The organism is Streptomyces sp. NPDC006602, assembly GCF_042870385.1.
Classification (GTDB): domain Bacteria; phylum Actinomycetota; class Actinomycetes; order Streptomycetales; family Streptomycetaceae; genus Streptomyces.
Map to the genome: position 1 here is coordinate 23,269 of NZ_JBIAHG010000005.1, position 23,032 is coordinate 46,300.

Sequence of the window (23,032 nt, forward strand, 5' to 3'; positions counted from 1 at the left end):
CGTCAGCCGTCCCGTCACACCGACTCATCGACTTACATCGACTTACATCGACTGACTCATCACACTGACTCAATCAACGTACACAAACTTGAGTCTATTCCACTCAAGGTGGTCGGCGGCAGCCCCGGAGCGGCTAAGTTCCGATACATGGCCGCATATCCCCAGGACCCGAGTGCCCCGGACGCGTCGTACCTCAGCTTCTGGCGCGAACGGCACCTGTGCACCCTGACGACACCACGCCCGGACGGCAGCCCGCACGTGGTACCGGTCGGAGTGACATACGACCCCGAGGCCCGGCTTGCTCGGGTGATCTCGGACAAGGGCAGCACCAAGGTGCGCAACATCCTGGCGGCGGGACCGGCGGGCGCCCGGGTCGCGGCCTGCCAGGTCGCCGGCGGCCGCTGGGCCACGCTGGAGGGCCTGGCGTTCGTACGCACGGAGGGCGGAACAGGTCACTGAGGCGGAGCGCCGCTATGAGGAGCGCTACGGGCACGCACCGCGCCCGAACCCGACGCGGGTGGTCATCGAGATCCGGCTGACGCGGGCGATGGGGCGGGGCTGAGGGCCTGAGGGGCCGAGGGGCCGAGGACGAAAAAAGACGGGACGGTCGGTCTTTCCGGCCTGTCGAAGCCCACTCCGCACGCAAGATCGACTGCTTTCAGCCACACGTCGATCCCGCCGATAACCGGAAATGTTCCGCAAAACTGCAGCGGCGTCACCGTGTTCAGGTCACGGTGACGCCGCTGCGGGGGGAAGTACCTGAGCGATCTGTTACGACGGGGGAATCGCGTCAGGCACTGCGGGGGGTGGCTGAGATGGTCCTTACGGGCGGAGCGTCCGACTCCACCAGTCGATGGTCTCGCTGGTCCAGGTTCACGAAGATCATTCCGTATCGAATGGCACACCGCACAGGCTGCGGCGCACCCCGGGGCTTCCTCAGGCACCGGTAGGCCCGTACGTCCTCGTCCTCGTCGCGCGTCACGACGACCGGCTCACCGAAGACGGTCACCATCAGCGAGTCACCGGCATGGGGGATCGCGGTGACGAGGTCGATGAAGTGCCAGCCGGAGCGGTAGGCCGTGGCCATTTCGCGGCGGAAGGAGCGGTCGTCGGGTGGAGTGGTCATGCGTCCGCGCCCGCCGGGGTGGACCAGCCGACGTCATCACTGGCGCCGGGGGTGACAATCCAACCGACGTCGTCACTGGCGCCGGCGACAGTCGCCCAGCCGACATCCCCAGCCGTGCTCGCCTTCCCAGTGGTACTCGCCCAGCCGACGTCGAGAGGACCGGCCGCACCGCTGGCCAGCGCAACAACGAAGGCAGTGGCAAGCACCGAGCGAAGCATTCTCTTTTTCATAGTCGGCTTCGTCCTCACTTGATGGCTTCCTCTCCCCCGTGAAACAAGACGATGGCTCATTCAGGCACGTCAATGCCACACAAGAGATGCATCATGTTCCTGCACGTTCAGGACCCTGGGGGGTGGAGATTTGCCATCGAAGAGCACAAAAGGGATACATCCGCATGGCATAGCCGACCTATGTGCCGAAGGTGCGCGTATTTATGCCACCGCCCTCGGCGCGGGACGCGTCTCTCGCCGTGAGGTCGAACCTGCCCCGTGTCTGCTCGAGTTCGCGCTGCTCCACCCCGATCCCGACGACGCCCAGTGGCTCCGCCCGGTTCCGCCGTCCGTCGTGCTGGCTCAGCAACTCCAGCCCCTGGAACGCGAGATCCAGGACCGCCGCCGGCTCACGCTCGACCTCGCGGGCACCTTCCAGCCGTTCCTGGAGATCAGTGCCCAGAAACCCGCTACCACGCACGCCATCACCGTGCTGGAAGGCATCGACCGCATCCACTCGGCGCTCGACGTGGCGATCGCCGAGGCCCGCACCGAAGTCCTGACGGTCCAGCCCGGCGGCAGCCGGCCGGAGCACATCCTCAGCCAGGCGCTGAAGCGCAGCAAGCCGCTGATCGAGCGCGGCATCTCCATGCGCACCCTCTACCAGCACACGGTCCGGCACAGCCAGAGCACCTACGCCTACATGGACCAGATGGCCGGCGCCAAGGTGGAGATCCGCACGCTCGAGGAACTCATCGAGCGGCTCATCATCTGCGACAGCACGGTCGCCTTCATCCCCGCGCAGGACGACCGGACGGTCGCCCTGGAGCTGCGCCACCCCGGTCTCGTGCAATACCTCATCAAGGTCTTCGAGCAGCTCTGGCAGCGAGCGACCCCCCTCATGGACGAGGTCCGGTACGAATCGACGCCCGAGGGCATCAGCGGTGTCCAGCGATCCATCGCCAAGCTCCTCATCGACGGCCACGTGGACGAGGCGATCGCAAGGCGCCTCGGCATGAACGTGCGCACCTGCCGCGCCCACATCGCCAAACTCGCCGCGGCCCTGGGCAGCGGGAGCCGGGCACAACTGGGCTTCCTCATCGCGCAGTCGGGGATCCTGGACCAGGTTCACGCGGGCACGAAGGAAGACGGTCATCCGTGAGCGAGGTCCACACCCCTACGACGGAGGAAGTGAGCGCGCCGCACCAGGATCACGACGTGGAAGACCTGTGCGTGGCCGCAGGCGAGCTGTACGAGACTGCCCTGCGTGAGGGGCACGTGAGCCCGGCCGACGCGGAAGCGGCGCCCTGTCTGGTCGACCTCGGGCTCCTGCACCCCTCCGTGGCGGACCTGAACCGGCTGGAACCCGTCCCTCCGGCCGTCGCCCTGCACCGGATGCTGCGGACCGCCGAGGAACGCATCGCGGACGAGCGCAGGCGCGAGCAGCGGCTGGCGGACATGTTCGAACCGCTGATGCGGATCGACGGCCGCACGGGAGCCGAGAGCATCCCCACGGTCACCGTTCTCAGCGGCCTCGACCGCATCAGGCGGGCCATAGCCCAGGCCATGGCCGATACCTCGGGCGAGCTCCTCGCCATCCAGCCACACACCAGCCACACCCGCCTGGCCCCCGGTGTCCTCGATGAGGCGATGGTCCGCGACCAGGCCCTGCTCGACCGTGGCGGCCGCATCCGCACGCTCTACCAGCACACCCTCCGGCACGCGCCGACCGTCCTGCGCCGCTACGAAGAACTGCGGGGTGACGTGGAAGCGCGCTCCCTTGACGAGGTGACGGAGCGCATCCTCATCGTCGACCGTGCGGTGGCCTTCATCCCGGTGAACGCGGACCGGACGCTGGCCCTGGAGATCCGCCACCCGGCCATCGTCACCTTCCTGGCCACCACCTTCGACCGCCTCTGGCGCCTGGCCACCCCCATGTACCCCCAGGCGGTCCAGCAGCCCGCCATGAACGGCGTCACCCCCCGCCAACGAGCCATAGCCGCCCTTCTGGTCGAAGGCCACACCGACGCCGTCGTCGCCGACCGCCTCGGCATGAACATCCGCACCGTGCGCGAGCACATCGCCAAACTCGCCTCCACCCTCGGCAGCGAGAGCAGGGCGCAGCTCGGCTTCCTCATCGGACGGTCCGGGATCCTTGATCAGGAAGGGTGAGGGACGGCCCCGGTCCCGGCCCCGGTCCCGGCCCCGGCCCCAAGTCGGCGGGACGGGAGGCGCCGTCGAGGCCCACCTGGGCGATGCGGACGCCGAGTTGGGTGCGGTTGGCCGCGCCGAGGGTCTCCGACAGGCGCGCGATGTGCGCCCGGCAGGTACGGACGCTGATCCCGAGCCGCTCCGCGATCACCGCGTCCTGATGCCCCTCCGCGAGCAGCGCCGCGATGGACCGCTCCCGGTGCGAGATGCCCTCGATGCCGGTGTCGGGGAGGGGGGCGGTCAGCGGGATCGCGAGGCGCCAGAGGCGTTCGAAGACGGTGCCCAGGTACTCCACGAGCGCGGGGTGGCGTAGTTCGAGGGCCAGCGTGCGGTCCGCGTTCGCCGGGATGAACGCCACCGTGCGGTCGAAGAGGATCAGGCGGTCGATGACCTCGTCGAGGGTGCGCGCCTGGACCGTGCCGCCCATCAGCTCCAGGTAGTTGAGCAGGCCCTGTCCGTGCCGGGCCACGTGGGTGTACAGATCGCGCATGCGAACGCCCCGGCCGCGCAGCGCCAACGCCCGGTGCAGGCCCTCCGTCAGCTCGTGCTCGGGGCGGATGCCGCCGGGCTGGACGGTCAGGACCTCCGTCGTGCAGGCCTCCGTCGCCTCGTCCATCGCCGCCTGGATGCGGGAGAGGCCGTCGAGGACGCGGATCGCGCCGCCCTCGGCGGACGCCGCCTGCGGTTGTGGGCCGATGCCCGCGTACCACTCGAAGGCCGCCACCGCCGAGCCCACCCGCCGCTGGCTCGCGCTGACCTCGTCATACAGCCCGCGCAGCAGCCGCGTCATGACCTCCTGGGGGGCCGTCGGCACCAGCCAGGCCATGTCGTCGGGGTCCGGGTGGAGCAGGGCCAGATCCAGCAGACAGGGCACCGGCTCGGCGTCCCCGCGCGGCACGCGGCCCCGCCGCACGGCCCGGGAATACACGCGATCCCCGGCCTCGCACAGTCGGTCGGCACCGTGTGGGTGCTCCTCCGCCCCGTGCCCGGCCATCGCCCGTCCCACCCCCGGTTCCAGCGTCTTCCGCAGCGCAACTATGCGCGGACCGGACCGGCTGCGCAACACGCCTCCTCCCCTCGCGACAGGGACAATGCACCGGTACGCCCCACTAAATCCGCGCCTCCGCCAGTCGGGTTGCAACAAGCTGATGGCGGTGTTCAGTACCGTGGGACACGGGGCGGAATCCGCGGAGGTCCGGGGAGGAACCCGCGGAGGGCGGGGCCCGGAACCCCCTGAGCGCCGGGTTGGAACCCGCGGAAGGCGAGCACCAGAACCCGCCGAGGGCGAGGACGGGTCCGGCCAATGGCAGCCCCGGAACCCGCACCGCACCACGGCCGCGCGCGCCCACGGGTCCGCGCCCTCTCGACTCCGCCGCGCCCCCCGCCGGCCCCCGCCCAGGACTCGCCCAGCACCCGCCGGGTCCGCCCGGCACCCGCCTCGTTCCCGCGTGAGCTGCCGGAAATCCCCGAGTGATCGTCGCGTTACGTCCCGCCTCTAACGTCAGGCCATGGCGGACATATTTGACGCATACGCGTTGGCCGACGCGTGGGACGAGATGTTTGAGCGGCCGGGTGAGGTCAGGACCGCCTACGAGCCGGTGCTGGCAGCACTTCAACCGATCGAGCCGAGCGAACTGCGCTTCCGGGCGGACCAGATGGCCAGGGCGTTCACCGACCGGGGCGTGACCTACGCCTTCGCGGGTGAGGAGCGGCCCTGGCCGCTGGACCTCGTGCCCAGGATCCTCGACGCCCTGGAATGGGATCTCATACAACGCGGGGTGAGTCAGAGAGTCAGGGCCCTCGAGGCCTACCTCGCCGACGCCTACGGACCCGCCCGTGCCTTCGAGGACGGGGTCGTGCCCTGGCGGCTGCTCCTCAACTCCTCCCACTTCCACCGCGCGGCCCACGGGGTCGAGCCCCCGGGAGGCGTACGCATCCACGTCGCCGGCATCGACCTCGTACGGGACGAGGCCGGGGACTTCCGCGTCCTCGAGGACAACGTGCGCGTGCCCAGCGGGGTGTCGTACGTCATCGAGAACCGCCGGGCGATGACCCGGATCTTCCCGTCCCTCTTCGCCGAACAGCACGTCGTGCCCGTCGACGGGTACGCCCAGCGCCTGCTCGCCGCCCTGCGCGCCGCCGCCCCCGACGGCACCCAGGACCCGCGGGTGGTCGTCCTGACCCCCGGGCCCAACAACGCCGCCTACTTCGAACACGCCCTGCTCGCCCGCCTGATGGGCGTGCAACTGGTCGAGGGATACGACCTGGTCTGCCGCGGCAACCGCGTCTGGATGCGCACGACCCGCGGCGAGGTACCCGTCCATGTCGTATACCGGCGCCTGGACGACGACTTCCTCGATCCGCTCCACTTCCGCCCCGACTCGGTGATCGGCTGCCCCGGCATCATGGGCGCCGCCCTCGCGGGCAACGTCACCCTCGCCAACGCCGTCGGCAACGGCATCGCGGACGACAAGCTGCTCTACACGTACGTCCCGGACCTGATCCGCTACTACCTCTCCGAAGAACCGATTCTCCCCAACGTGGAGTCCTTCCGGCCGGACGAACCCGGCCAGCTGGACGCCGTCCTCGACCAGATCGACCAGCTGGTCATCAAGCCGGTCGACGGCGCCGGCGGCCAGGGCATCGTCATCGGCCCGAAGGCCGACCGCGAGACCCTCGAACGCACCCGCGCGGCCGTCATCGCCGACCCCCGCGGCTTCATCGCGCAACGGCCCGTCGCCCTGTCGACCTCCCCCACCCTCGCGGGCGAACGCATGGCGCCGCGCCACATAGACCTGCGTCCCTTCGCCGTCAACGACGGCGACGACGTCTGGGTCCTGCCCGGCGGCCTCACCCGGGTCGCCCTCCAGGAGGGCAACCTGATCGTCAACTCCAGCCAGGGCGGCGGCTCCAAGGACACCTGGGTGCTGGCCGAGGGACCCGCCGAGCAGCCCGCTCCGGTCAGCTCCGGCTCGCTGCCCGACGTGGCCCCCCGCCAGCTCGGACCCGACGGCGCCCCCGCCGTCGTACAGGAAGGGGCCCAGCAGCAGTGAACGACGTGATCCTGTCCCGGATAGCCGAGTCCCTCACCTGGACCGGACGGTATGTCGAGCGGGCGGACAACACCGGCCGCATCCTCGACGCCTACCTGCACCGCATGCTGGAGGACCCCTGGCGCGACGAGGACGTGGCCTGCCGGTCGCTGTACGCGATCCTCGGCGTCGACGCGGGCGACCAGCGCGTCGACATGCAGCAGGTCCTGGAGCAGCTGGCCTTCGACGCCCGCTCCACATGCTCCATCGAGGGCGCGCTCGGCGCCGCCCGACTCAATGCGAGGAGCGCCCGCGAAGCGGTCTCCTCCGAGATGTGGGAGTGCCTCAACTCCACCTGGCACGCCCTCGCCGACCAGCGGCTCGCGGCCCGCCGTACGGGCCCGTACGCGTACCTGGAACTGGTACGGCGCCGGGCGGCCCTCTTCTTCGGCCTGGCCGACTCCACCATGAGCCGCGACGACAGTTGGCGTTTCGTCGTCCTGGGCCGCAGCCTGGAACGGGTGGACATGACCGTACGACTGCTGTCCGTGCGCGTACTCGACGCGGCGCACGCGCCCGACTGGCCGACCCTGCTCAGCGCGTCCGGCGCCGACGAGGCGTACGCGCGGGTGTACGGCGGCTTCGGCGACACCCCGCGGGTGGCCGAATTCCTGCTCCTGGACCGGGAGTTCCCGCGCTCCGCGCTGCACGCCCTGACCACCGCGGAGGAGTGCCTGGCGGCGCTCGGCCGCCCCCGCCAGGACCCGGCACGCCGCCCGATCGGCCGGCTGCGCACCCGCCTGGAGTACCTGGACTCACAGGCCATGGAAGACCAACTCCCCGACCTCCTCCAGGACTTGCAGCAGGCCTGCATGGCGTCCGCGGACGGGGTGGCCGAGCGGTTCTTCCCTTACCAGGGCCCCGTGGAGTGGGCCACAGAAGGAGCCTGAGATGACGACGACGACCACGACGACCACCAACAGCGTTCGCCGCCTCCGCATCCGGCACGTCACCCGGGTCTCCTACGCCCAGGCCGCGGTCTCCTCGCACAACGAGGTCCGCATGACCCCGCTGACCCTGCCCCACCAGACCACCCTGGACTCCCGGGTCACCGTCAGCCCGACGGCCACCACCTGGTCGTACTGGGACTACTGGGGCACCCAGGTCACCGGCTTCGACCTCATGGACCCGCACGCCGACCTCACCATCACCGCGTCCAGCCTGGTCGAGACCCACGCCCCGGACCCTCTCCCGCAACCACCGACCTGGCCGGAAGTCGCCGCCCACACCGCACGCTCCCGCCTCCTGGAGTTCGCGGGCGAGACTCCCCGTACGAGGCTCCCCGCCGAGCTGATCGCGCAGGCCCGGGACGCGGCGGCCGGCCTCGACCCGCACGAGACGGCCGCCACCGTCTCGGCCCTGGTCGCCGACCGCGTCTCCTACCTCCCCGGCTCCACCGGCGTCACCACCTCCGCCGCCGAGGCCTGGGAACAGGGCGCGGGCGTCTGCCAGGACATCGCCCACGTCACGCTCGCCCTGCTGAGGGGGCTGGGGCTACCGACGCGGTACGTCTCCGGCTACCTGCACCCCGAGCGGGACGCGGAACTGCACCGACCGGTCGCCGGCCAGAGCCACGCCTGGGTCGAGTACTGGGCGGGCGACTGGTGCGGCTACGACCCCACCAACCGCACTCGCGCCGACGAGTCCCACGTGGTGGTGGGGCGGGGGCGTGATTATGACGACGTGACCCCGCACAAGGGCGTGTACCGGGGGGTGGCGGGCGGGCTGCCGGAGGTGACGGTGGAGTTCACGCGGGTGGCGTGAGACGCCCCGGCGTTGAGGCCCGTTACGCTCAGCCCCGCTTCGGGCCCGTGATCGTCTCCCCGATCACGAAGCCCTTGGCGGGGCCTTCGGGGATGGTGACGTCGGTGCCGTAGGGGACACGGTGGATGTCCTCCCAGTCGGCCTTGTCGGGACGGGGGCCGGTGAAGAGGGTGACTGCACCCTGGCCGTCGTAGTCGTCGATCAGGACGTATACGGGGATGCCGGCACGGGCGTACTCGCGGCGCTTGCGGATGCGGTCGCGGTCCTGGTTGCGTCGGCCGGGGGAGACGACTTCGACGACCAGGTGAAGCGCCTTGGCCTGTACCCCCAGGCCGTCCTCATCCGCGTACGGCTCCGCGTCTTCGGGGGCGATAAAGGCGTCGGGGATCCATCCCTTGCGTTTGTGGATGACGTTGGTGTCCTGAAAGCAGGCGTACTCGCCCTCTTCCAGAAGCTTGTCCAGCATCCGGCGCAGTCGATTGATGATCTGCGCGTGGGACAGGCGACCGGTGGGCGACACCTCGATGGCTCCCTCGATGATCTCAGCGCGGTAGCCCTCGGGGAGTTCCATGGCCTTCCATGCCTGCCACAGGACCTCGTCCAGCTCGGGGCCGTTCGCGGCAAGGGACACGGACGCGGTCCTGGTCTCAGGCATGGTCTCGGGCCTCTCGTGCGCAAGAGCGGTCATGGCAGCATCACCTCCTCAAGTGTGGGCTGGGTGTGCTTGGGGCACAAGCAACGCGATCACGGTAGGTACGGCTGTACGGCTGACCAGGGGCAATGACCCCAGTTCACCCGTTCGAGCGAGGGCGGAACGATCCACCGCTCCCGCCCAGCTCGAACCAGACGCCCTTGGCGAAGCGCCCCGCCCTCTCGGCGGCTACGCCCCATGTGTCCGCCATCTCCGCGACGAGCGCGAGCCCCCTCCCCCAGCAGGCGACTGCCCCGGCGGCAGGGTGGGTGACGACGGGTGGGTCGGGGCTCTCGTCGAAGACGCTCACGTGGAAGCGCGCCGGGGTCAGGCGGACGCGGAGCATGGCGGTGCCCTTGGTGTGCAGGTGGACGTTGGTGACGAGTTCCGAGGTGCACAGGGCTGCGGGCATGACGAGGGGCTCCCGGTCGTGGGTGAAGAGGACGGCACGTACGAAGTCACGGCAGACGCGGGGAGCGGTGGCGTCGGCGGGGGCGAACAGGCTGTATTCGTGGGTGAGTTGGGTGGGGCGGTGGGCGGCGGGGTGGCGGGCTGGGTCCATGGGGGCTCCTGGGTACGAGGGGGTGGCTTGCCCGGCGATGGCGGTGCCCGGGTGTGGGTGCGGGTGCTCTTTCGGCTTATGGGCAGGGAGAAGGGAGACCGTCTCACTGTGTGACTGATCCTGCACTCACGGTAGAGGTGTAGGTTTACAATTTTCAAGCTGTTCGCGAGATCGATGGACGAACTCCCCCGATCCCGGGACACTTTGGGCGACTGGAGAAGGAGTTACCCGTGGGACTGCGCACCACCATCACCGAACGCCAGCGGCGACTCGGCTACGAACTCAAACAACTGCGCGAACAAGCGGGATTCAGTGCGGGAGAGGTCGCCGAGCGGATCGGCATGGGACGGGCCCAGTTGAGCCAGATCGAGACGGCGAAGACCACGATCCTGACGGATCGGCTGCGCGAGCTGTGCCGCCTCTACGGTTGCAAAGATGAGACGTACGTCGAGGCTCTCGTCGCCATGTCCGAGGCGACCGGCAAGGGCTGGTGGACCGCCTACAAGAAGCCCATGGAACAGGGACCGCTGAACCTGGCGGAACTAGAGTCGGGCGCCGTCGCGCTGCGCATGCACCAATCGCTGCTCATCCCGGGCCTGTTCCAGACGGCCGACTACGCCCGAGCCCTCTTCGCCAGCCCTGACCTGGACTTCGCCAACGTCGAGGATGCTTTGCGGTTCCGCATGGAACGGCAGCAGGTCATGACGCGCGACAACCCGCCGTCCGTGCACGCCGTCATCCACGAGTCCGCATTGCACATGCGGTTCGGCGGTATCGAGGTACTGCGCGGTCAACTGCTTCACCTCATCGAACTGACCCGCCTCCCCAACGTGACCATTCAGATCTACCCGTTCACCTCTCAGCCGCACGCAGCCCTCACCGGCAACTTCGTCCACGTCATCCCTGGCGTTCCCGAACTCGGCACCGTGGTCCTCGAATACCCCTCCGGCTTCCAGTACTTGGGAAACCGCGACAGCCTGGCCCAGTACAGCGCACTGTTCGAGTACCTCACCGAGTACGCCCTCGCCCCCATCGACGTATCGTTGGCCCCGGAAACACACTCCGTGAAGGACTCGCTGGCCCTCATCCAGCACGTGCTCTACACCCTTTAAGGAGGCCCGGATGGCCGAACTCACCTGGCAGAAGTCGACGTACAGCGGCGGCCCGCAGGGCGAGTGTCTCTACGTCGCCACCGCCCCCGACGGAACGATCCGCCTCCGCGAGAGCGACACCCCGGACGTCATCCTGGCCACCGCCCCCGCCGGCCTCGCCGCCCTGATCCAGTACGTCACGGACGCCGACTGACAGGCCGGTCACGGGGCCGGCGTTGCGAGGGTGCGAGGGGGGCTACTTCAGCCCGATCTCCTCGCACGCCGCCTCGAAGTCGCTGGTGCAGATGTCGGACACCTTGTAGATGCCGTCCGCGACGACGGTGGACTTGATGTTGTCCTTGGTCAGGGCGACCACCGGCACCAGCTGGGCGGAGATGTCCTTGTCGGTGGGGCTGTCCACCTTGTCGGAGGCGAGGGCGTCGAACTCGATGTCCTTGCTCTGGATCTTCGCCACGGCCATCTCCGCGGCGGCCTCGGCCTCCTGCGGGTACGGCTTGTAGACGCTCATGTACTGCTCGCCCGCGAGGATCCGCTGCACGGCGGAGAGTTCCGCGTCCTGGCCGGTGATCGGGGGCAGTTTGGTGACGCCCGCGGCGTTCAGGGCCTTGATGATGCCGCCGGCCATGGCGTCGTTGGCGGAGTAGACGGCGGCGATGTTGCTCTTGCCGATCTTGTCGATCGCCTCGGCCATGTTGGACTCGGCGACGTCCGGGCTCCAGCCCTTGGTGTCGAAGGAATCGGCGATCGTCACCTTGCCCTCCAGCTCCGAGCGCGCACCCGCCTTGAACTGGCCGGCGTTCGGGTCCGTGGGCGAGCCGTTCATCATGACGATCTTGTCCGAGGTGTCGGCACCCTGACCCAGCGCCTCGATGATCGAGCGGCCCTGCACCTCGCCGACCAGCTCGTTGTCGAAGGAGACGTACGCGTCGATCGGGCCCTCGGCCAGGCGGTCATAGGCGATGACCGGGATGCCCGCGTCCTTGGCCTTCTTCACCACGTCGGCGATGGCGTGCGAGTCGACGGCGTCCAGCAGGATGACGTCGACCTGGTCGTCGATCATCCGCTGCATCTGGCCGGCCTGCTTGTCCGCGTCGGCCTCGCCGTTGGCGTACACGGTCTTGCCCTTGTTGTCGGTGAGGGAGGCGACCTTCGCCTTGATGATGGGGTAGTCGAACTCCTCGTACCGCGTGTTCGTCTTCTCCGGCATCAGCACGCCGACGGTGATGTCGTTCCCCTTGGTCGGGCTCGCCTCGCTGCTGGTCCCGGTCACCCCGAGCGCGCCGCAGGCGGCAAGCGAGAGGGTCATCGTGGACGCGGCCACGGATATGGCGATACGACGCATTGGGGTGCTCACTTCTTGGTGCTTTTCGGACGCGGGCGCAGCGCTGCTACCCATGTGTCTCAAAAGAGAACGCGTCAGCGTCGCCCAGCGTCAAGCGGAACCACTTAACGAGTGCGCAACGCCACGCTCCGCTTTGCATGTGAAGACATGACGGAAACGCCTCCAAACGCCCTTTGCGGACTCTCCATTCAATGCACCCCCTTGGGAAGGCAAAGATCCGTACAACCAAGTTCATTCCTCACGAGTCGTGATCACAGCGGCTGCCTCTGCCGCTGTGATCACGACCAGAGGACCGAATGAACTCAGCCAGACGTACGACGGCCGCCGCCGCGGCCGCCGTCGTGCTCGTCACCGCGGGCGGCCTGCTCACCGCCGTCTCCGCCCCCGCGTCCGCCGCGCCCGCCGGACTGAGTGCCGACTGCCTTTCGGAGGGGCTGCGGGTCAGCTGGGGCTCGGTCTCGGGGGCGGCGTCGTACCGGGTGAGGGATCCCCGTTGGTCACGGTGTGGCCCGAGTGGGCGACGAGGGCAACGTGATGGGGTGGAACGGCCTGGGCGAGAACACCCCGGAGACCGCGGGCGGTTACCGGATCTACCGCTGGAATCCGTGGCGGTCACCGTACCGGCGGAGTGACCTGAACAACGGGAAGGGGCCCGGGGGTCGAACCCCGGGCCCCTTTCACATGACCGTGCGCGTCAGCGCCCTCAGTCCGACGTCTGCCGGCCCTTCGGCCGCCACACCACCAGCGCACTTGTCTGCTGGACCTCCTGGTACGGAACCAGGTCCCGTCGGTACGACGCGTGTACCGCGGCCTCGCGCTGCTGCATCGCGGCCGCCGCGCCGTCCAGGGCCGCCTGCAGTTCCGCGACGCGGGACTGCAGGGCGGCGACCTGGTTCTCCAGCTCGATGATCCGCTTGATGCCGGCCAGGTTGATGCCCTCGTCCTGCGACAACTGCTGGACGGTGCGCAGCAGTTCGATGTCGCGGGCCGAGTAGCGGCGACCCCGGCCGGCGGTGCGGTCCGGGGAGACCAGGCCGAGGCGGTCGTACTGGCGCAGGGTCTGCGGGTGCAGGCCGGAGAGCTGGGCCGCCACCGAGATGACGTAGACCGGGGTTTCCTCGGTCAGTTCATACGGGTTGCGTCGACGACCGTCCATCTCGATCATGCTCCCTTCGCGGCCTGGAACAGCTCCGCCCGCGGGTCCTCGTCCGCGGTCGCCTCGCGATACGCCTGTAGCGCCTCACGAGCATTCCCCGTCAGGTCCTTCGGAACACTCACCTCCACGGTGACCAACAGGTCGCCGCGGGTGCCGTCCTTGCGGACCGCGCCCTTGCCGCGGGCGCGCATGGTGCGGCCGTTGGGCGTGCCCGGGGGCAGCTTGAGCGTGACGGCAGGACCGCCCAGGGTCGGGACCCTGACCTCGCCACCCAGCGCCGCCTCCGCGAACGTCACCGGGACCGTCACCGTGAGGTTGTCTCCCTTGCGGCCGAAGACGGGGTGGGCGTCGACATGCACGGTGACGTACAGGTCGCCCGCCGGGCCGCCGCGCTCGCCCGGTGCGCCCTTGCCGCGCAGCCGGATCCGCTGCCCGTCGGTGACGCCCGCCGGGATGCGGACCTGCATGGTGCGGGACGACTTGGCCCGGCCGCTGCCCTTGCAGTCGAGGCAGGGGTGCTCGGCGATCAGGCCGCGCCCCTTGCAGTCCGGGCACGGGTCGGTGAGGGAGAAGCCCCCGCCGGTGCCCCGGGCGACCTGCCCGGTGCCGACACAGGTCGGGCACACGCGCGGTGTGCCGTTCTTGTCGCCGGTGCCCGAACAGGCCTTGCAGGGCTGCTGCGAGGACATCCGCAGCGGGACCGTCGCACCCTCGATCGCCTCGGTGAAGCTGAGGGTGACCTCGGACTCGATGTCCTGGCCGCGCCGGGGCTGCGTGCGCGTGCCCGTGCCGGCGCCGCCGCGGTTGAACAGGCCCCCGAAGACGTCACCGAGTCCGCCGCCGAAGCCGCCGGCGCCTCCGCCTCCTCCTGCGCCGCCGCCCTGGGCGCCGCCTCCGAAGAGGTCACCCAGGTCGAAGTTGAAGGAGCCGCCGCCCGCGCCCGGCCCCGGACGGAACCCGCCGTTGCCGAAGAGGGCGCGGGCCTCGTCGTACTCCTTGCGCTTCTTGGGGTCGCCGAGGATGTCGTTCGCCTCGGAGATCTCCTTGAAGCGCTCCTCGGCTCTGGCGTTGCCCTTGTTGGCGTCCGGGTGGAACTCGCGGGCGAGCTTCCGGTACGCCTTCTTGATCTCGGCCTCGGTGGCGTCCTTGGGGACGCCGAGGACCTTGTAGTAGTCCTTCTCGATGAAGTCCTTGGTGCTCATCCTCGACGTCCCTCCTCTCTCATCGGTACATCGATCGGTTCAAGCTCAGCCCTCGTCCGGGCCACCGCTCTCCTTGTCGTCGGCGGCGGCACCCGTAGCGCCCGAGGAGGACGTCTCCGCCTCGTCGGCCTTGACGGTCTGCGCGCCGGGCTGGGGCTCGGCCACGGCCACCCGCGCGGGGCGGATGGTGCGCTCGCCGAACCGGTACCCGGGCTGCAGAATCGCCACGCACGTCGTCTCCGTGACGTCCGGCGCGTACGAGTGCATCAGGGCCTCGTGGATCGTCGGGTCGAAGGGCTCGCCCTCCTTGCCGAACTGCTGCAGACCCATCTTCGCCGCGACGGTCTCCAGCGACTCCGCGACGGACTTGAATCCGCCGACGAGTTCGCCGTGTTCCCGCGCGCGGCCGATGTCGTCGAGCACCGGCAGGAGCTCGGTCAGGAGGTTCGCGATGGCGATCTCCTTGACCGTGACCCGGTCCCGGTCGACCCGGCGACGGTAGTTCTGGTACTCGGCCTGGAGCCGCTGGAGGTCCGCCGTACGCTCACCGAGCGCCGTGCGTACCTGGTCCAGCTGGGCCGTCAGGCCTGCCAACTGTGCTGATGCGTCCCCGGCCGGGGCCGCCCCCTCCCCGGAGGGGGAGGCGGCCTGCGGCTCGGCGTCGTCGGGGGTGGCGCCGGAGGGGACGTCAGGCTTCTCGTCGAAGCCCGGGGTCTCCTCCGTCACGCGGCACCGTCCTTACGCTCGTCGTCCACGATCTCGGCGTCCACGACGTCGTCGTCGGCCTTGGCCTCGGACGCGCCCTCACCGGCACCGGCGGTCGCCTGGCCCGCCTGGGCGTCGGCGTACATGGCCTGGCCGAGCTTCTGCGAGACGGCCGCGACCTTCTCGGTGGCGGTACGGATCTCGGCTGTGTCCTCGCCCTTGAGCGCGGCCTTCAGCTCCTCGACCGCGGCCTCGACCTCGGTCTTGATGTCGCCGGGGACCTTGTCCTCGTTGTCCTTGAGGAACTTCTCGGTCTGGTAGACGAGCTGCTCGCCCTGGTTGCGGGTCTCGGCGGCCTCGCGGCGGGCGTGGTCCTCCTCCGCGTACTTCTCGGCCTCCTGACGCATCCGGTCGACCTCGTCCTTCGGCAGCGAGGAGCCGCCGGTGACGGTCATCTTCTGCTCCTTGCCCGTGCCGAGGTCCTTCGCGGTCACGTGCATGATGCCGTTGGCGTCGATGTCGAAGGCGACCTCGATCTGCGGGACACCGCGCGGGGCCGGCGGCAGACCGGTCAGCTCGAACATCCCGAGCTTCTTGTTGTACGCCGCGATTTCGCGCTCGCCCTGGTAGACCTGGATCTGGACGGACGGCTGGTTGTCCTCGGCGGTGGTGAAGATCTCGGACCGCTTGGTCGGGATCGTCGTGTTCCGCTCGATCAGCTTGGTCATGATGCCGCCCTTGGTCTCGATACCCAGGGACAGCGGGGTCACGTCGAGGAGCAGGACGTCCTTGACCTCACCCTTGAGGACACCGGCCTGCAGGGCGGCGCCGATGGCGACGACCTCGTCCGGGTTGACGCCCTTGTTGGCCTCGTTGCCACCGGTCAGCTCCTTGACGAGCTCGGCGACGGCGGGCATACGGGTGGAGCCACCGACGAGAACGACGTGGTCGATCTCGGAGAGGTTGATGCCGGCGTCCTTGATGACGTTGTGGAACGGCGTCTTGCAGCGCTCCAGCAGGTCGGCCGTCAGCTGCTGGAACTGAGCCCGGGTGAGCTTCTCGTCCAGGTGCAGCGGGCCCTCGGCGGACGCGGTGATGTACGGCAGGTTGATCGAGGTCTCGGTGGACGAGGACAGCTCGATCTTGGCCTTCTCGGCGGCCTCGCGGAGGCGCTGCAGGGCCATCTTGTCCTTGCCGAGGTCCACGCCGTGGCCGCTGGCGAACTGCTTGACCAGGTAGTCGACGACGCGCTGGTCCCAGTCGTCACCACCGAGGTGGTTGTCGCCGTTGGTGGCCTTGACCTCGACGACGCCGTCGCCGATCTCCAGGAGGGACACGTCGAAGGTGCCGCCACCGAGGTCGAAGACGAGGATCGTCTGGTCGTCCTTGTCGAGGCCGTACGCGAGCGCCGCCGCGGTGGGCTCGTTGACGATACGCAGGACGTTCAGACCGGCGATCTCGCCGGCCTCCTTCGTCGCCTGGCGCTCGGAGTCGTTGAAGTACGCCGGGACGGTGATGACCGCGTCGGTCACCTTCTCGCCCAGGTAGGACTCGGCGTCCCGCTTCAGCTTCTGCAGGATGAACGCGGAGATCTGCTGCGGGTTGAAGGGCTTCCCGTCCAGCTCGATCTTCCAGTCGGTGCCCATGTGGCGCTTCACCGAGCGGATGGTCCGGTCCACGTTCGTGACCGCCTGGCGCTTGGCCACCTCGCCGACGAGCACCTCACCGTTCTTGGCGAAGGCGACGACGGACGGCGTGGTCCTGGCGCCCTCGGCGTTGGTGATCACGGTGGGCTCGCCGCCCTCCAGAACGCTGACGACGGAGTTAGTCGTGCCCAGGTCGATGCCGACCGCACGTGCCATGGTTGATTCCTCCAGCAATGACTTGAGTGGAACGGACTCAAGTGTGCATGACTGGCCTGCCCTGGTCAACAGACCTGAGTCACCAGGGCTCAACTCTTATCCGTTCCTTACGCGCAACTGACCTCTGACCTGCGGTGATTGCATCCGCTGGGGGCTCCGAGGCCCGTAAACCCTTACCCGAAGGAGTGCGAGTACAACGACCAGAGCGCCCCCCGCCACCCACAACACCCCGGAGTCCGCGATCCGTCCCAGATGCGCGAGGACCGCGACGAGTACCCCCGAGGACGCCCCGACACCGAGCAGAATCGTCGCGCCCTGAGGGGTGAGCCCGAGCCGCCGCAGCCGGTGCGCGAGATGGTCGGAGCCGCCGCGCAGCAGGGGCCGCCCGGCCAGCCGCCGGGAGAGCAGGACCAGGACGACGTCCATGCCCGCGAGGGCCGTGAGCGCGAACAAAACCCCCGCGCCGGCCGCCGGTTCGTGCCCGGTCCGCATGGTCACGGCGGCCGCCGCGAGCACGAACCCGGTGAACAGGGACCCGCACGAACCGAGCCCCACGCGCGCGGGATGCCAGTTGTGCATCAGGAACCCGGTCAGCGCGGCGGCCAGCACGCTCAGCAGCGCGGCCAGCCCGTCCATCACCTCGGCCGCCGCCAGCACCCCCACCCCGAAGGCGGTGACGACCCCGACGGTGCCCGCGACGGCGTCCGCGTGGTCGAGCGCCCGGAAGCCGACGGCGACGAAGACGATCCAGCCGACCGCCAGCAGCCCGCCCGGCACCCCGGTCTCGGCGTACGGCACCACGCAGGCCGCCGCGACGGCCGTACCACCCACCAGGAACCGCGCCTTGACCCGCCGCACGTCGGCGACCAGCCCCAGCGCGGCGACGGCGGCCCCGGCGACGAGCAGCGTGCCGATGCCGTCCACGAGCGGCGCGAAACCGATCCACTCCCCGGCCGCCGTGACCAGGCAGGTGACGAGCACGACGGCCAGCCCGCCGAGCAACGGGAGCGGGCGCTGTCGGCGCCGGTCGAGGACGCCGAGACGCAGCGCCGGGACCCGCACGAGGGCGGTGAGGACGGCGGAGAGAAGGAGGGCGGCGGTGGCGGTGGCGATTTCGGTGGCGATTCCATGGAGCACGGATCAAAGCTAAGCCGAATGTCATGATTTGGTATGAATGGCGGGATCGGCTCGGCGCGCCGCCCCGAACCTCATACTGAGGTCTGCCTCAGTAGCACAGATCACCGCACGCCTGACTACAGTGCGGCACAGGATTGCGGGTACTCTCAGAGGACTACATAAGTTACCGCTTAGTAATCTTCGAGGCCGTCCTCCGCGGAGCCGCCTCGAAGAAACCCCTCGCAGGCCCGAGGAGCCCGAAATGCAACTCGCCGCGATCATCGTGTCGCTGGTTCTGACCGTGGTCGGCGTCGCGCTGCTCGCACGCGCCATCGGCCAGTTCGTCCGGTACTTCAAGCTCGGCCAGCCGCTCCCCGCCGGCAGTCGGACCGACAACCCCTACCAGCGCAGCGTGACGCTGGTGAAGGAGTTCCTCGGCCACACCCGGATGAACCGGTGGGGCATCGTCGGCTTCGCCCACTGGTTCGTGGCGATCGGCTTCCTGACGCTGCCGCCGACCATCATCACCGCCTACGGCCAGCTCTTCGAGGCCGACTGGACGCTCCCGGTGATCGGCGGCTTCCTGCCGTACGAGCTGTACATCGAGTTCATCGCCGCGATGACCACCCTCGGCATCGCCACACTGATGGTCATCCGCCTGCTGAACCTGCCCTCGCGGCCCGGCCGCAAGTCCCGGTTCGCGGGCTCGAAGATGGGGCAGGCGTACTTCGTCGAGTACGTCATCCTCACCATCGGTCTGGCCATCTACGTGCTGCGCGGCCTCGAGGGCGCGCTGCACCACGTGGACCACTACGAGGCCGCGTACTTCGCGTCGTACCCGCTGGTCCTGGCCTTCAAGGGCCTGAGCCTCACGGCCCTGCAGAACCTCGTCTACTTCACCGCGATGATCAAGCTGGGCACGACCATGATCTGGATGATCACGGTCTCGCTCAACACCAACATGGGTGTGGCCTGGCACCGCTTCCTGGCGTTCCCGAACATCTGGTTCAAGCGCAACGCGGACGGTTCCACCGCCCTCGGTGCCCTCCAGCCGATGACCTCCGGCGGCAAGCCGATCGACTTCACCGACCCCGGCGACGACGACGTGTTCGGCGTCTCCCAGGTCGAGCAGTACTCCTGGAAGGGCCTGCTGGACTTCTCGACGTGTACGGAGTGCGGTCGCTGCCAGTCGCAGTGCCCCGCCTGGAACACGGGCAAGCCGCTGTCGCCCAAGCTGCTGATCATGTCGCTGCGGGACCACGCCCACGCCAAGGCGCCCTACCTGCTCGCGGGTGGCGGCAAGACGATGGAGGGCGAGGAGAAGGCGTCCGAGGAGCAGCTGAAGGACGTCCCCGCGTCCGCCCTCGCCGAGGCCGAGCGGCCTCTGGTGGGGACGCTGGAGGAGAACGGCGTCATCGACCCGGACGTCCTGTGGTCCTGCACCACCTGCGGTGCCTGCGTCGAGCAGTGCCCGGTGGACATCGAGCACGTCGACCACATCGTCGACATGCGCCGCTACCAGGTGATGATCGAGTCCAGCTTCCCCTCCGAGGCGGGCACGATGCTCAAGAACCTGGAGAAGAAGGGCAACCCCTGGGGCCTGGCCAAGAAGCAGCGCCTGGAGTGGACGAAGGAGGTCGACTTCGAGATCCCGGTCGTCGGCCGCGACATCGAGGACCTGTCCGAGGTCGAGTACCTGTACTGGGTCGGCTGCGCCGGCGCCCTGGAGGACCGCGCGAAGAAGACCACCAAGGCCTTCGCGGAACTCCTCCACATCGCGGGCGTCAAGTTCGCGATCATGGGCGGCGACGAGAAGTGCACGGGTGACTCGGCACGGCGTCTCGGCAACGAGCCGCTGTTCCAGGAGCTCGGCATGGAGAACGTGGCGGCCCTGAACATGGCGTTCGGCGAGGACGACGAAGACGAGTCGACGAAGAAGCCGAAGTCGGCGAAGAAGATCGTCGCCACCTGCCCGCACTGCCTCAACACGATCGGCAACGAATACCCGCAGCTCGGCGGCGACTACGAGGTCATCCACCACACCCAGCTGCTCCAGCACCTGGTGGACGAGGGCAAGCTGGTCCCGGTGACGCCGGTCGAGGGCCTCATCACCTACCACGACCCCTGCTACCTGGGCCGGCACAACAAGATCTACACGCCCCCGCGCGAGATCATCGCGGGCGTCCCGGGCCTGCGCAACGAGGAGATGCACCGCCACAAGGAGCGCGGCTTCTGCTGTGGCGCCGGTGGCGCGCGGATGTGGATGGAGGAGCGGATCGGCAAGCGCATCAACAACGAGCGTGTCGACGAGGCTCTTTCGCTGAACCCGGACATCGTCTCGACCGCCTGCCCGTTCTGCCTCGTCATGCTGACCGACTCGGTCAACGGCAAGAAGAACGAGGGCAAGGCCAAGGAGTCCATCCAGGTCGTGGACGTGGCACAGCTGCTCCTCGACTCCGTCAGGACGCCGGTGGACGACGAGCCCCCGGCCGGCGAGACGGACGCGGAGAGCACGACGGAGCCGCAGCCGGTGAAGTAGCCGACCTCGCTTGTGCGTCGAGGCGCCCCCATGTCCGGACCGGGCATGGGGGCGCTGCCGTACGCGCGACCGTCAGCGCAGGCTGCGGATGGACGTGACGATGTACACCACCAGGACGAGGAAGAAACCGCCCCCGGCGGAGATCAGTTCGGCGAGCTGCGGCTGCTCCCCCAGCAGAAGCGGCCGCCACCCCAGGAACACGGCCGCGGCCAGCGCGGCGCGGACCGTCTGGGCCAGGGGCGACCAGGCCAGCTCCTGGAGATCGTCGGCATCGGCCATCAACGTGAAGACGGGCGCCAGAACGCCGCCGAAGACCACCGCGAGGAGGATGAAGGCGAACAGCATCGTGCCGCCCAACTCGCTGTCCGGGAACGCCTTCCAGCGCCCCGCGGCGATCGCCGGCAAGTCCCTGCCCTCGTGGACGTAACCACCGAGCCGCGTCGCGGACCGAGCCCAAAGGACGTCGACCTCGGTTCCCTCACGGGGCTTCTCGGAGGTGTACGCGCCCTTCACGGTGAGCCGTTCGGGTCCCCCGGCCACGGCCACGACGAGCCGCGACGAATATCCCTGCACGACGTCCTCGTCGTCCACGTCGGCCCGAACCGCCGCCGGCTTCTCCACGACCATCGCGGCACTGACCTCCGCACCGGCGTCCCGCAGCGTCTCGGCCTTGCCTCCCGCCTCGGACCCGGTCAGCAGCGCGACGAAGAACGCGCCGGAGGAGAAAGCCACGAGCAGCCATACGGCGGCGGTGCGCAGCTTGGTCCAGATCTCGTGGCCGCGGAAGAAGAGTTCGTGGACGTCCTCCCAGTCGGCCCAGCGGCCTCGGCGGGCCCAGCGGCCTCGGCGGACCCGGCGGTCCGCGAGCCGCTCCTTGCTCAGTGAGACGCCGCTCCGCCGTCGACGCCACCAGGCCACCGCAGCCGGCACCCGCAGCCCCCACAACGCCAGCGCCCGCACCACCGCGCACCCCGCCGCGACCGCGCCCCACACCAACGGGCCGTTCCACGGCTGGGGCATGGGCGCGACGCCGAGCAGCCACGTACACGCGACCGCCGTCGCCACCCACCCCACCAGCGCGCAGAGCCGTACGACCCAGACCAGTCCCCAGACCAGTCCCCCGACCATCACAGAGCGCATGAGCGCCCCCTCCCCCGACTCCCCCACTCGAACAGCTGCATCATCACGCGTCTGCCGTCACAGACAAACACTCGGGCCGCCGAAGGTCCGAAGTCGGCTGGGCACCCAGACCCTGAGACACCCCCGGACCTCCCCTTAGGGGATGTCACAGCTCGGCCGCAAAGCCCGGCCCGGAACGCCGGGCCCCGCACGTCACTCTCCGGGACCAGGTACGTTCGAAGACGTGGCTGGATTCAGGATCGGACGCGGCCGGGACAACGGCGCTCCTCACGCGCGACCGCAACAACCTCCGTACGGGCAGCAGACGCCGCCCCCGGGGCCGTCGTACGGCGCGCCCCAGGGACCGTCGTACGGCTACCCGCCGGCGCCGCAGCCCCACCCGGGGCAGCAGCAGTACGGCGGCGGCACCCAGGCGGGCGGCTACGACGAGCCGGAGTACTTCGGCGACGGCGGCACGTACCCGCCGCAGCCCGGGCCCGACCCGTACGCCGCCAACAACCCTGGGCACACCCAGGCGTTCTCGGTCGGCGAGGACCCCTACAACCAGGGCGGTACCTACCGCGCCGGCTCGGCCCCCGTGACCCCGGTCGGCCCCCGCCTGCACTGGAAGGACCTCCTGAGGGGCATCGTCCTGTCCCCCAGCCAGACCTTCCTCCAGATGCGCGACTACACGGTGTGGGGCCCGGCGCTCATCGTGTCCTTCCTCTACGGCCTGCTCGCGGTCTTCGGCTTCGACGGCGCCCGCGAGGACGCGATCAACGCCACGTTGTCGAACGCGGTCCCGATCGTCCTGATCACCGCCGTCGCGATGGTGCTGAGCTCCTTCGTCCTGGGCGTGGTCACCCACACCCTGGCCCGCCAGCTCGGCGGCGACGGCGCCTGGCAGCCCACGGTCGGCCTCTCCATGCTGATCATGTCCCTCACGGACGCCCCGCGCCTGGTCGTCGCGATGTTCTTCGGCGGCGACGCGAGCTTCGTCCAGATCCTGGGCTGGGTCACCTGGGTCGCGGCCGGCGCCCTGCTGACCCTGATGGTGTCCAAGTCCCACGACCTGCCGTGGCCGAAGGCGCTGGGCGCCTCGGCCATCCAGCTGATCGCCCTGCTGTCGATCGTGAAACTGGGCACGTTCTAGGAAACACGGCACGTCCCAGGAAACGCGAAGGGGCTCCCGGCTTCGGCCGGGAGCCCTTCTCTTTTTCTCAC

At 69.3% G+C, this 23,032-nt stretch carries 20 protein-coding genes and 1 pseudogene; 10 read left to right on the plus strand and 11 right to left on the minus strand.

All coding sequences use genetic code 11. The features are described from left to right. Positions 1 to 147 precede the first annotated feature (147 nt). Positions 148 to 562 (plus strand): annotated as a pseudogene (locus ACFYO2_RS15210) (pyridoxamine 5'-phosphate oxidase family protein). A gap of 228 nt (positions 563 to 790) precedes the next feature. On the opposite strand, the gene ACFYO2_RS15215 reads toward ACFYO2_RS15210, so the two are convergent. Continuing rightward, a complete protein-coding gene (locus tag ACFYO2_RS15215) occupies positions 791 to 1,126 on the minus strand; it encodes a hypothetical protein (RefSeq protein WP_388348684.1) in 336 nt (111 codons plus the stop codon). 360 nt (positions 1,127 to 1,486) lie between these two features. Between ACFYO2_RS15215 and ACFYO2_RS15220 the strand changes: the two genes are divergently transcribed. Next, on the plus strand, positions 1,487 to 2,497 hold the full coding sequence (locus ACFYO2_RS15220; RefSeq protein ID WP_388348686.1) for a helix-turn-helix transcriptional regulator: 1,011 nt from the start codon (positions 1,487 to 1,489) through the stop codon (positions 2,495 to 2,497). A 29-nt stretch (positions 2,498 to 2,526) separates the two neighbouring features. Beyond that, a complete protein-coding gene (locus ACFYO2_RS15225; protein WP_388349583.1) occupies positions 2,527 to 3,507 on the plus strand; it encodes a LuxR C-terminal-related transcriptional regulator in 981 nt (326 codons plus the stop codon). Here ACFYO2_RS15225 and ACFYO2_RS15230 read toward each other — a convergent pair. Further along, positions 3,470 to 4,540: a LuxR C-terminal-related transcriptional regulator gene (locus ACFYO2_RS15230; RefSeq protein WP_388349585.1), complete on the minus strand. Its 1,071-nt coding sequence runs from the start codon at positions 4,538 to 4,540 to the stop codon at positions 3,470 to 3,472. The genes ACFYO2_RS15225 and ACFYO2_RS15230 overlap by 38 nt on opposite strands. A 514-nt stretch (positions 4,541 to 5,054) precedes the next feature. Here ACFYO2_RS15230 and ACFYO2_RS15235 point away from each other — a divergent pair. The 3 genes from ACFYO2_RS15235 to ACFYO2_RS15245 are packed head-to-tail and all read left to right on the plus strand — an operon-like array spanning position 5,055 to position 8,402. Further along, positions 5,055 to 6,599, plus strand: a complete 1,545-nt coding sequence (locus tag ACFYO2_RS15235) for a circularly permuted type 2 ATP-grasp protein (protein WP_388348688.1) — start codon at positions 5,055 to 5,057, stop codon at positions 6,597 to 6,599. Further along, positions 6,596 to 7,528, plus strand: coding sequence for an alpha-E domain-containing protein (locus ACFYO2_RS15240; protein ID WP_388348690.1), 933 nt, complete (start codon positions 6,596 to 6,598; stop codon positions 7,526 to 7,528). The genes ACFYO2_RS15235 and ACFYO2_RS15240 overlap by 4 nt, the downstream gene beginning before the upstream one ends. A 1-nt stretch (position 7,529) precedes the next feature. Further along, positions 7,530 to 8,402 carry a transglutaminase domain-containing protein gene (locus ACFYO2_RS15245; protein ID WP_388348692.1) on the plus strand — a complete coding sequence of 291 codons (873 nt, stop codon included), beginning with the start codon at positions 7,530 to 7,532 and terminating at the stop codon, positions 8,400 to 8,402. Between the two features lie 28 nt (positions 8,403 to 8,430). On the opposite strand, the gene ACFYO2_RS15250 is transcribed toward ACFYO2_RS15245, so the two are convergent. Together ACFYO2_RS15250 and ACFYO2_RS15255 are read right to left on the minus strand one after the other, a co-directional pair. After that, positions 8,431 to 9,090: a Uma2 family endonuclease gene (locus ACFYO2_RS15250; RefSeq protein ID WP_388348693.1), complete on the minus strand. Its 660-nt coding sequence runs from the start codon at positions 9,088 to 9,090 to the stop codon at positions 8,431 to 8,433. Between the two features lie 103 nt (positions 9,091 to 9,193). Then, complete coding sequence (locus tag ACFYO2_RS15255) at positions 9,194 to 9,655, minus strand: ATP-binding protein (protein WP_388348695.1); 462 nt, start codon at positions 9,653 to 9,655, stop codon at positions 9,194 to 9,196. A 230-nt stretch (positions 9,656 to 9,885) separates the two neighbouring features. Here ACFYO2_RS15255 and ACFYO2_RS15260 point away from each other — a divergent pair, with 230 nt between their 5' ends. Both ACFYO2_RS15260 and ACFYO2_RS15265 read left to right on the plus strand, forming a co-directional pair. Then, on the plus strand, positions 9,886 to 10,767 hold the full coding sequence (locus tag ACFYO2_RS15260; RefSeq protein WP_388348697.1) for a helix-turn-helix domain-containing protein: 882 nt from the start codon (positions 9,886 to 9,888) through the stop codon (positions 10,765 to 10,767). A 10-nt stretch (positions 10,768 to 10,777) separates the two neighbouring features. After that, complete coding sequence (locus ACFYO2_RS15265) at positions 10,778 to 10,960, plus strand: DUF397 domain-containing protein (protein ID WP_388348699.1); 183 nt, start codon at positions 10,778 to 10,780, stop codon at positions 10,958 to 10,960. Positions 10,961 to 11,002: 42 nt separating this feature from the next. On the opposite strand, the gene ACFYO2_RS15270 is transcribed toward ACFYO2_RS15265, so the two are convergent. From ACFYO2_RS15270 to ACFYO2_RS15295, 6 genes are all read right to left on the minus strand, one after another. Further along, positions 11,003 to 12,109 carry a sugar ABC transporter substrate-binding protein gene (locus ACFYO2_RS15270; RefSeq protein WP_388348700.1) on the minus strand — a complete coding sequence of 369 codons (1,107 nt, stop codon included), beginning with the start codon at positions 12,107 to 12,109 and terminating at the stop codon, positions 11,003 to 11,005. A gap of 703 nt (positions 12,110 to 12,812) precedes the next feature. Next, positions 12,813 to 13,265 carry a heat shock protein transcriptional repressor HspR gene (locus ACFYO2_RS15275; protein WP_053751876.1) on the minus strand — a complete coding sequence of 151 codons (453 nt, stop codon included), beginning with the start codon at positions 13,263 to 13,265 and terminating at the stop codon, positions 12,813 to 12,815. 5 nt (positions 13,266 to 13,270) lie between these two features. Beyond that, positions 13,271 to 14,467 (minus strand): molecular chaperone DnaJ, encoded by a 1,197-nt coding sequence (gene dnaJ / locus ACFYO2_RS15280; protein WP_388348703.1) that lies wholly within the window; start codon positions 14,465 to 14,467, stop codon positions 13,271 to 13,273. A gap of 45 nt (positions 14,468 to 14,512) precedes the next feature. Further along, positions 14,513 to 15,193 (minus strand): nucleotide exchange factor GrpE, encoded by a 681-nt coding sequence (gene grpE / locus ACFYO2_RS15285; protein ID WP_388348705.1) that lies wholly within the window; start codon positions 15,191 to 15,193, stop codon positions 14,513 to 14,515. After that, positions 15,190 to 17,034, minus strand: a complete 1,845-nt coding sequence (dnaK, locus tag ACFYO2_RS15290) for a molecular chaperone DnaK (RefSeq protein ID WP_388348707.1) — start codon at positions 17,032 to 17,034, stop codon at positions 15,190 to 15,192. The genes grpE and dnaK overlap by 4 nt, the downstream gene beginning before the upstream one ends. Before the next feature lie 96 nt (positions 17,035 to 17,130). Further along, the gene (locus tag ACFYO2_RS15295) at positions 17,131 to 18,171 is read right to left on the minus strand and encodes an MraY family glycosyltransferase (protein WP_388348709.1); all 1,041 of its coding nucleotides are present in this window, start codon (positions 18,169 to 18,171) and stop codon (positions 17,131 to 17,133) included. A gap of 241 nt (positions 18,172 to 18,412) precedes the next feature. Between ACFYO2_RS15295 and ACFYO2_RS15300 the strand changes: the two genes are divergently transcribed. Next, positions 18,413 to 20,689: a heterodisulfide reductase-related iron-sulfur binding cluster gene (locus ACFYO2_RS15300; protein WP_388348711.1), complete on the plus strand. Its 2,277-nt coding sequence runs from the start codon at positions 18,413 to 18,415 to the stop codon at positions 20,687 to 20,689. A 72-nt stretch (positions 20,690 to 20,761) separates the two neighbouring features. Here the strand turns inward: ACFYO2_RS15300 and ACFYO2_RS15305 are convergent, their stop codons facing one another. Further along, on the minus strand, positions 20,762 to 21,829 hold the full coding sequence (locus ACFYO2_RS15305) for a hypothetical protein (RefSeq protein ID WP_388348713.1): 1,068 nt from the start codon (positions 21,827 to 21,829) through the stop codon (positions 20,762 to 20,764). A gap of 142 nt (positions 21,830 to 21,971) precedes the next feature. Between ACFYO2_RS15305 and ACFYO2_RS15310 the strand changes: the two genes are divergently transcribed. Next, entirely contained in the window at positions 21,972 to 22,961 is a 990-nt protein-coding gene (locus tag ACFYO2_RS15310) for a YIP1 family protein (RefSeq protein ID WP_388348715.1), read from the plus strand. The last annotated feature ends 71 nt before the right edge of the window (positions 22,962 to 23,032 follow it).

Coding starts and splice junctions, on each gene's coding strand:
- ACFYO2_RS15235 (WP_388348688.1), top strand. CDS start 5,055: ATGGCGGACATATTTGACGCATACGCGTTGGCCGACGCGTGGGACGAG.
- ACFYO2_RS15300 (WP_388348711.1), top strand. CDS start 18,413: ATGCAACTCGCCGCGATCATCGTGTCGCTGGTTCTGACCGTGGTCGGC.
- ACFYO2_RS15310 (WP_388348715.1), top strand. CDS start 21,972: ATGTCACAGCTCGGCCGCAAAGCCCGGCCCGGAACGCCGGGCCCCGCA.
- dnaK (WP_388348707.1), bottom strand. CDS start 17,034: ATGGCACGTGCGGTCGGCATCGACCTGGGCACGACTAACTCCGTCGTC.
- ACFYO2_RS15270 (WP_388348700.1), bottom strand. CDS start 12,109: ATGCGTCGTATCGCCATATCCGTGGCCGCGTCCACGATGACCCTCTCG.
- ACFYO2_RS15265 (WP_388348699.1), top strand. CDS start 10,778: ATGGCCGAACTCACCTGGCAGAAGTCGACGTACAGCGGCGGCCCGCAG.
- ACFYO2_RS15230 (WP_388349585.1), bottom strand. CDS start 4,540: ATGGCCGGGCACGGGGCGGAGGAGCACCCACACGGTGCCGACCGACTG.
- ACFYO2_RS15255 (WP_388348695.1), bottom strand. CDS start 9,655: ATGGACCCAGCCCGCCACCCCGCCGCCCACCGCCCCACCCAACTCACC.
- dnaJ (WP_388348703.1), bottom strand. CDS start 14,467: ATGAGCACCAAGGACTTCATCGAGAAGGACTACTACAAGGTCCTCGGC.
- ACFYO2_RS15275 (WP_053751876.1), bottom strand. CDS start 13,265: ATGGACGGTCGTCGACGCAACCCGTATGAACTGACCGAGGAAACCCCG.
- ACFYO2_RS15245 (WP_388348692.1), top strand. CDS start 7,530: ATGACGACGACGACCACGACGACCACCAACAGCGTTCGCCGCCTCCGC.
- ACFYO2_RS15215 (WP_388348684.1), bottom strand. CDS start 1,126: ATGACCACTCCACCCGACGACCGCTCCTTCCGCCGCGAAATGGCCACG.
- ACFYO2_RS15250 (WP_388348693.1), bottom strand. CDS start 9,090: ATGACCGCTCTTGCGCACGAGAGGCCCGAGACCATGCCTGAGACCAGG.
- ACFYO2_RS15305 (WP_388348713.1), bottom strand. CDS start 21,829: ATGCGCTCTGTGATGGTCGGGGGACTGGTCTGGGGACTGGTCTGGGTC.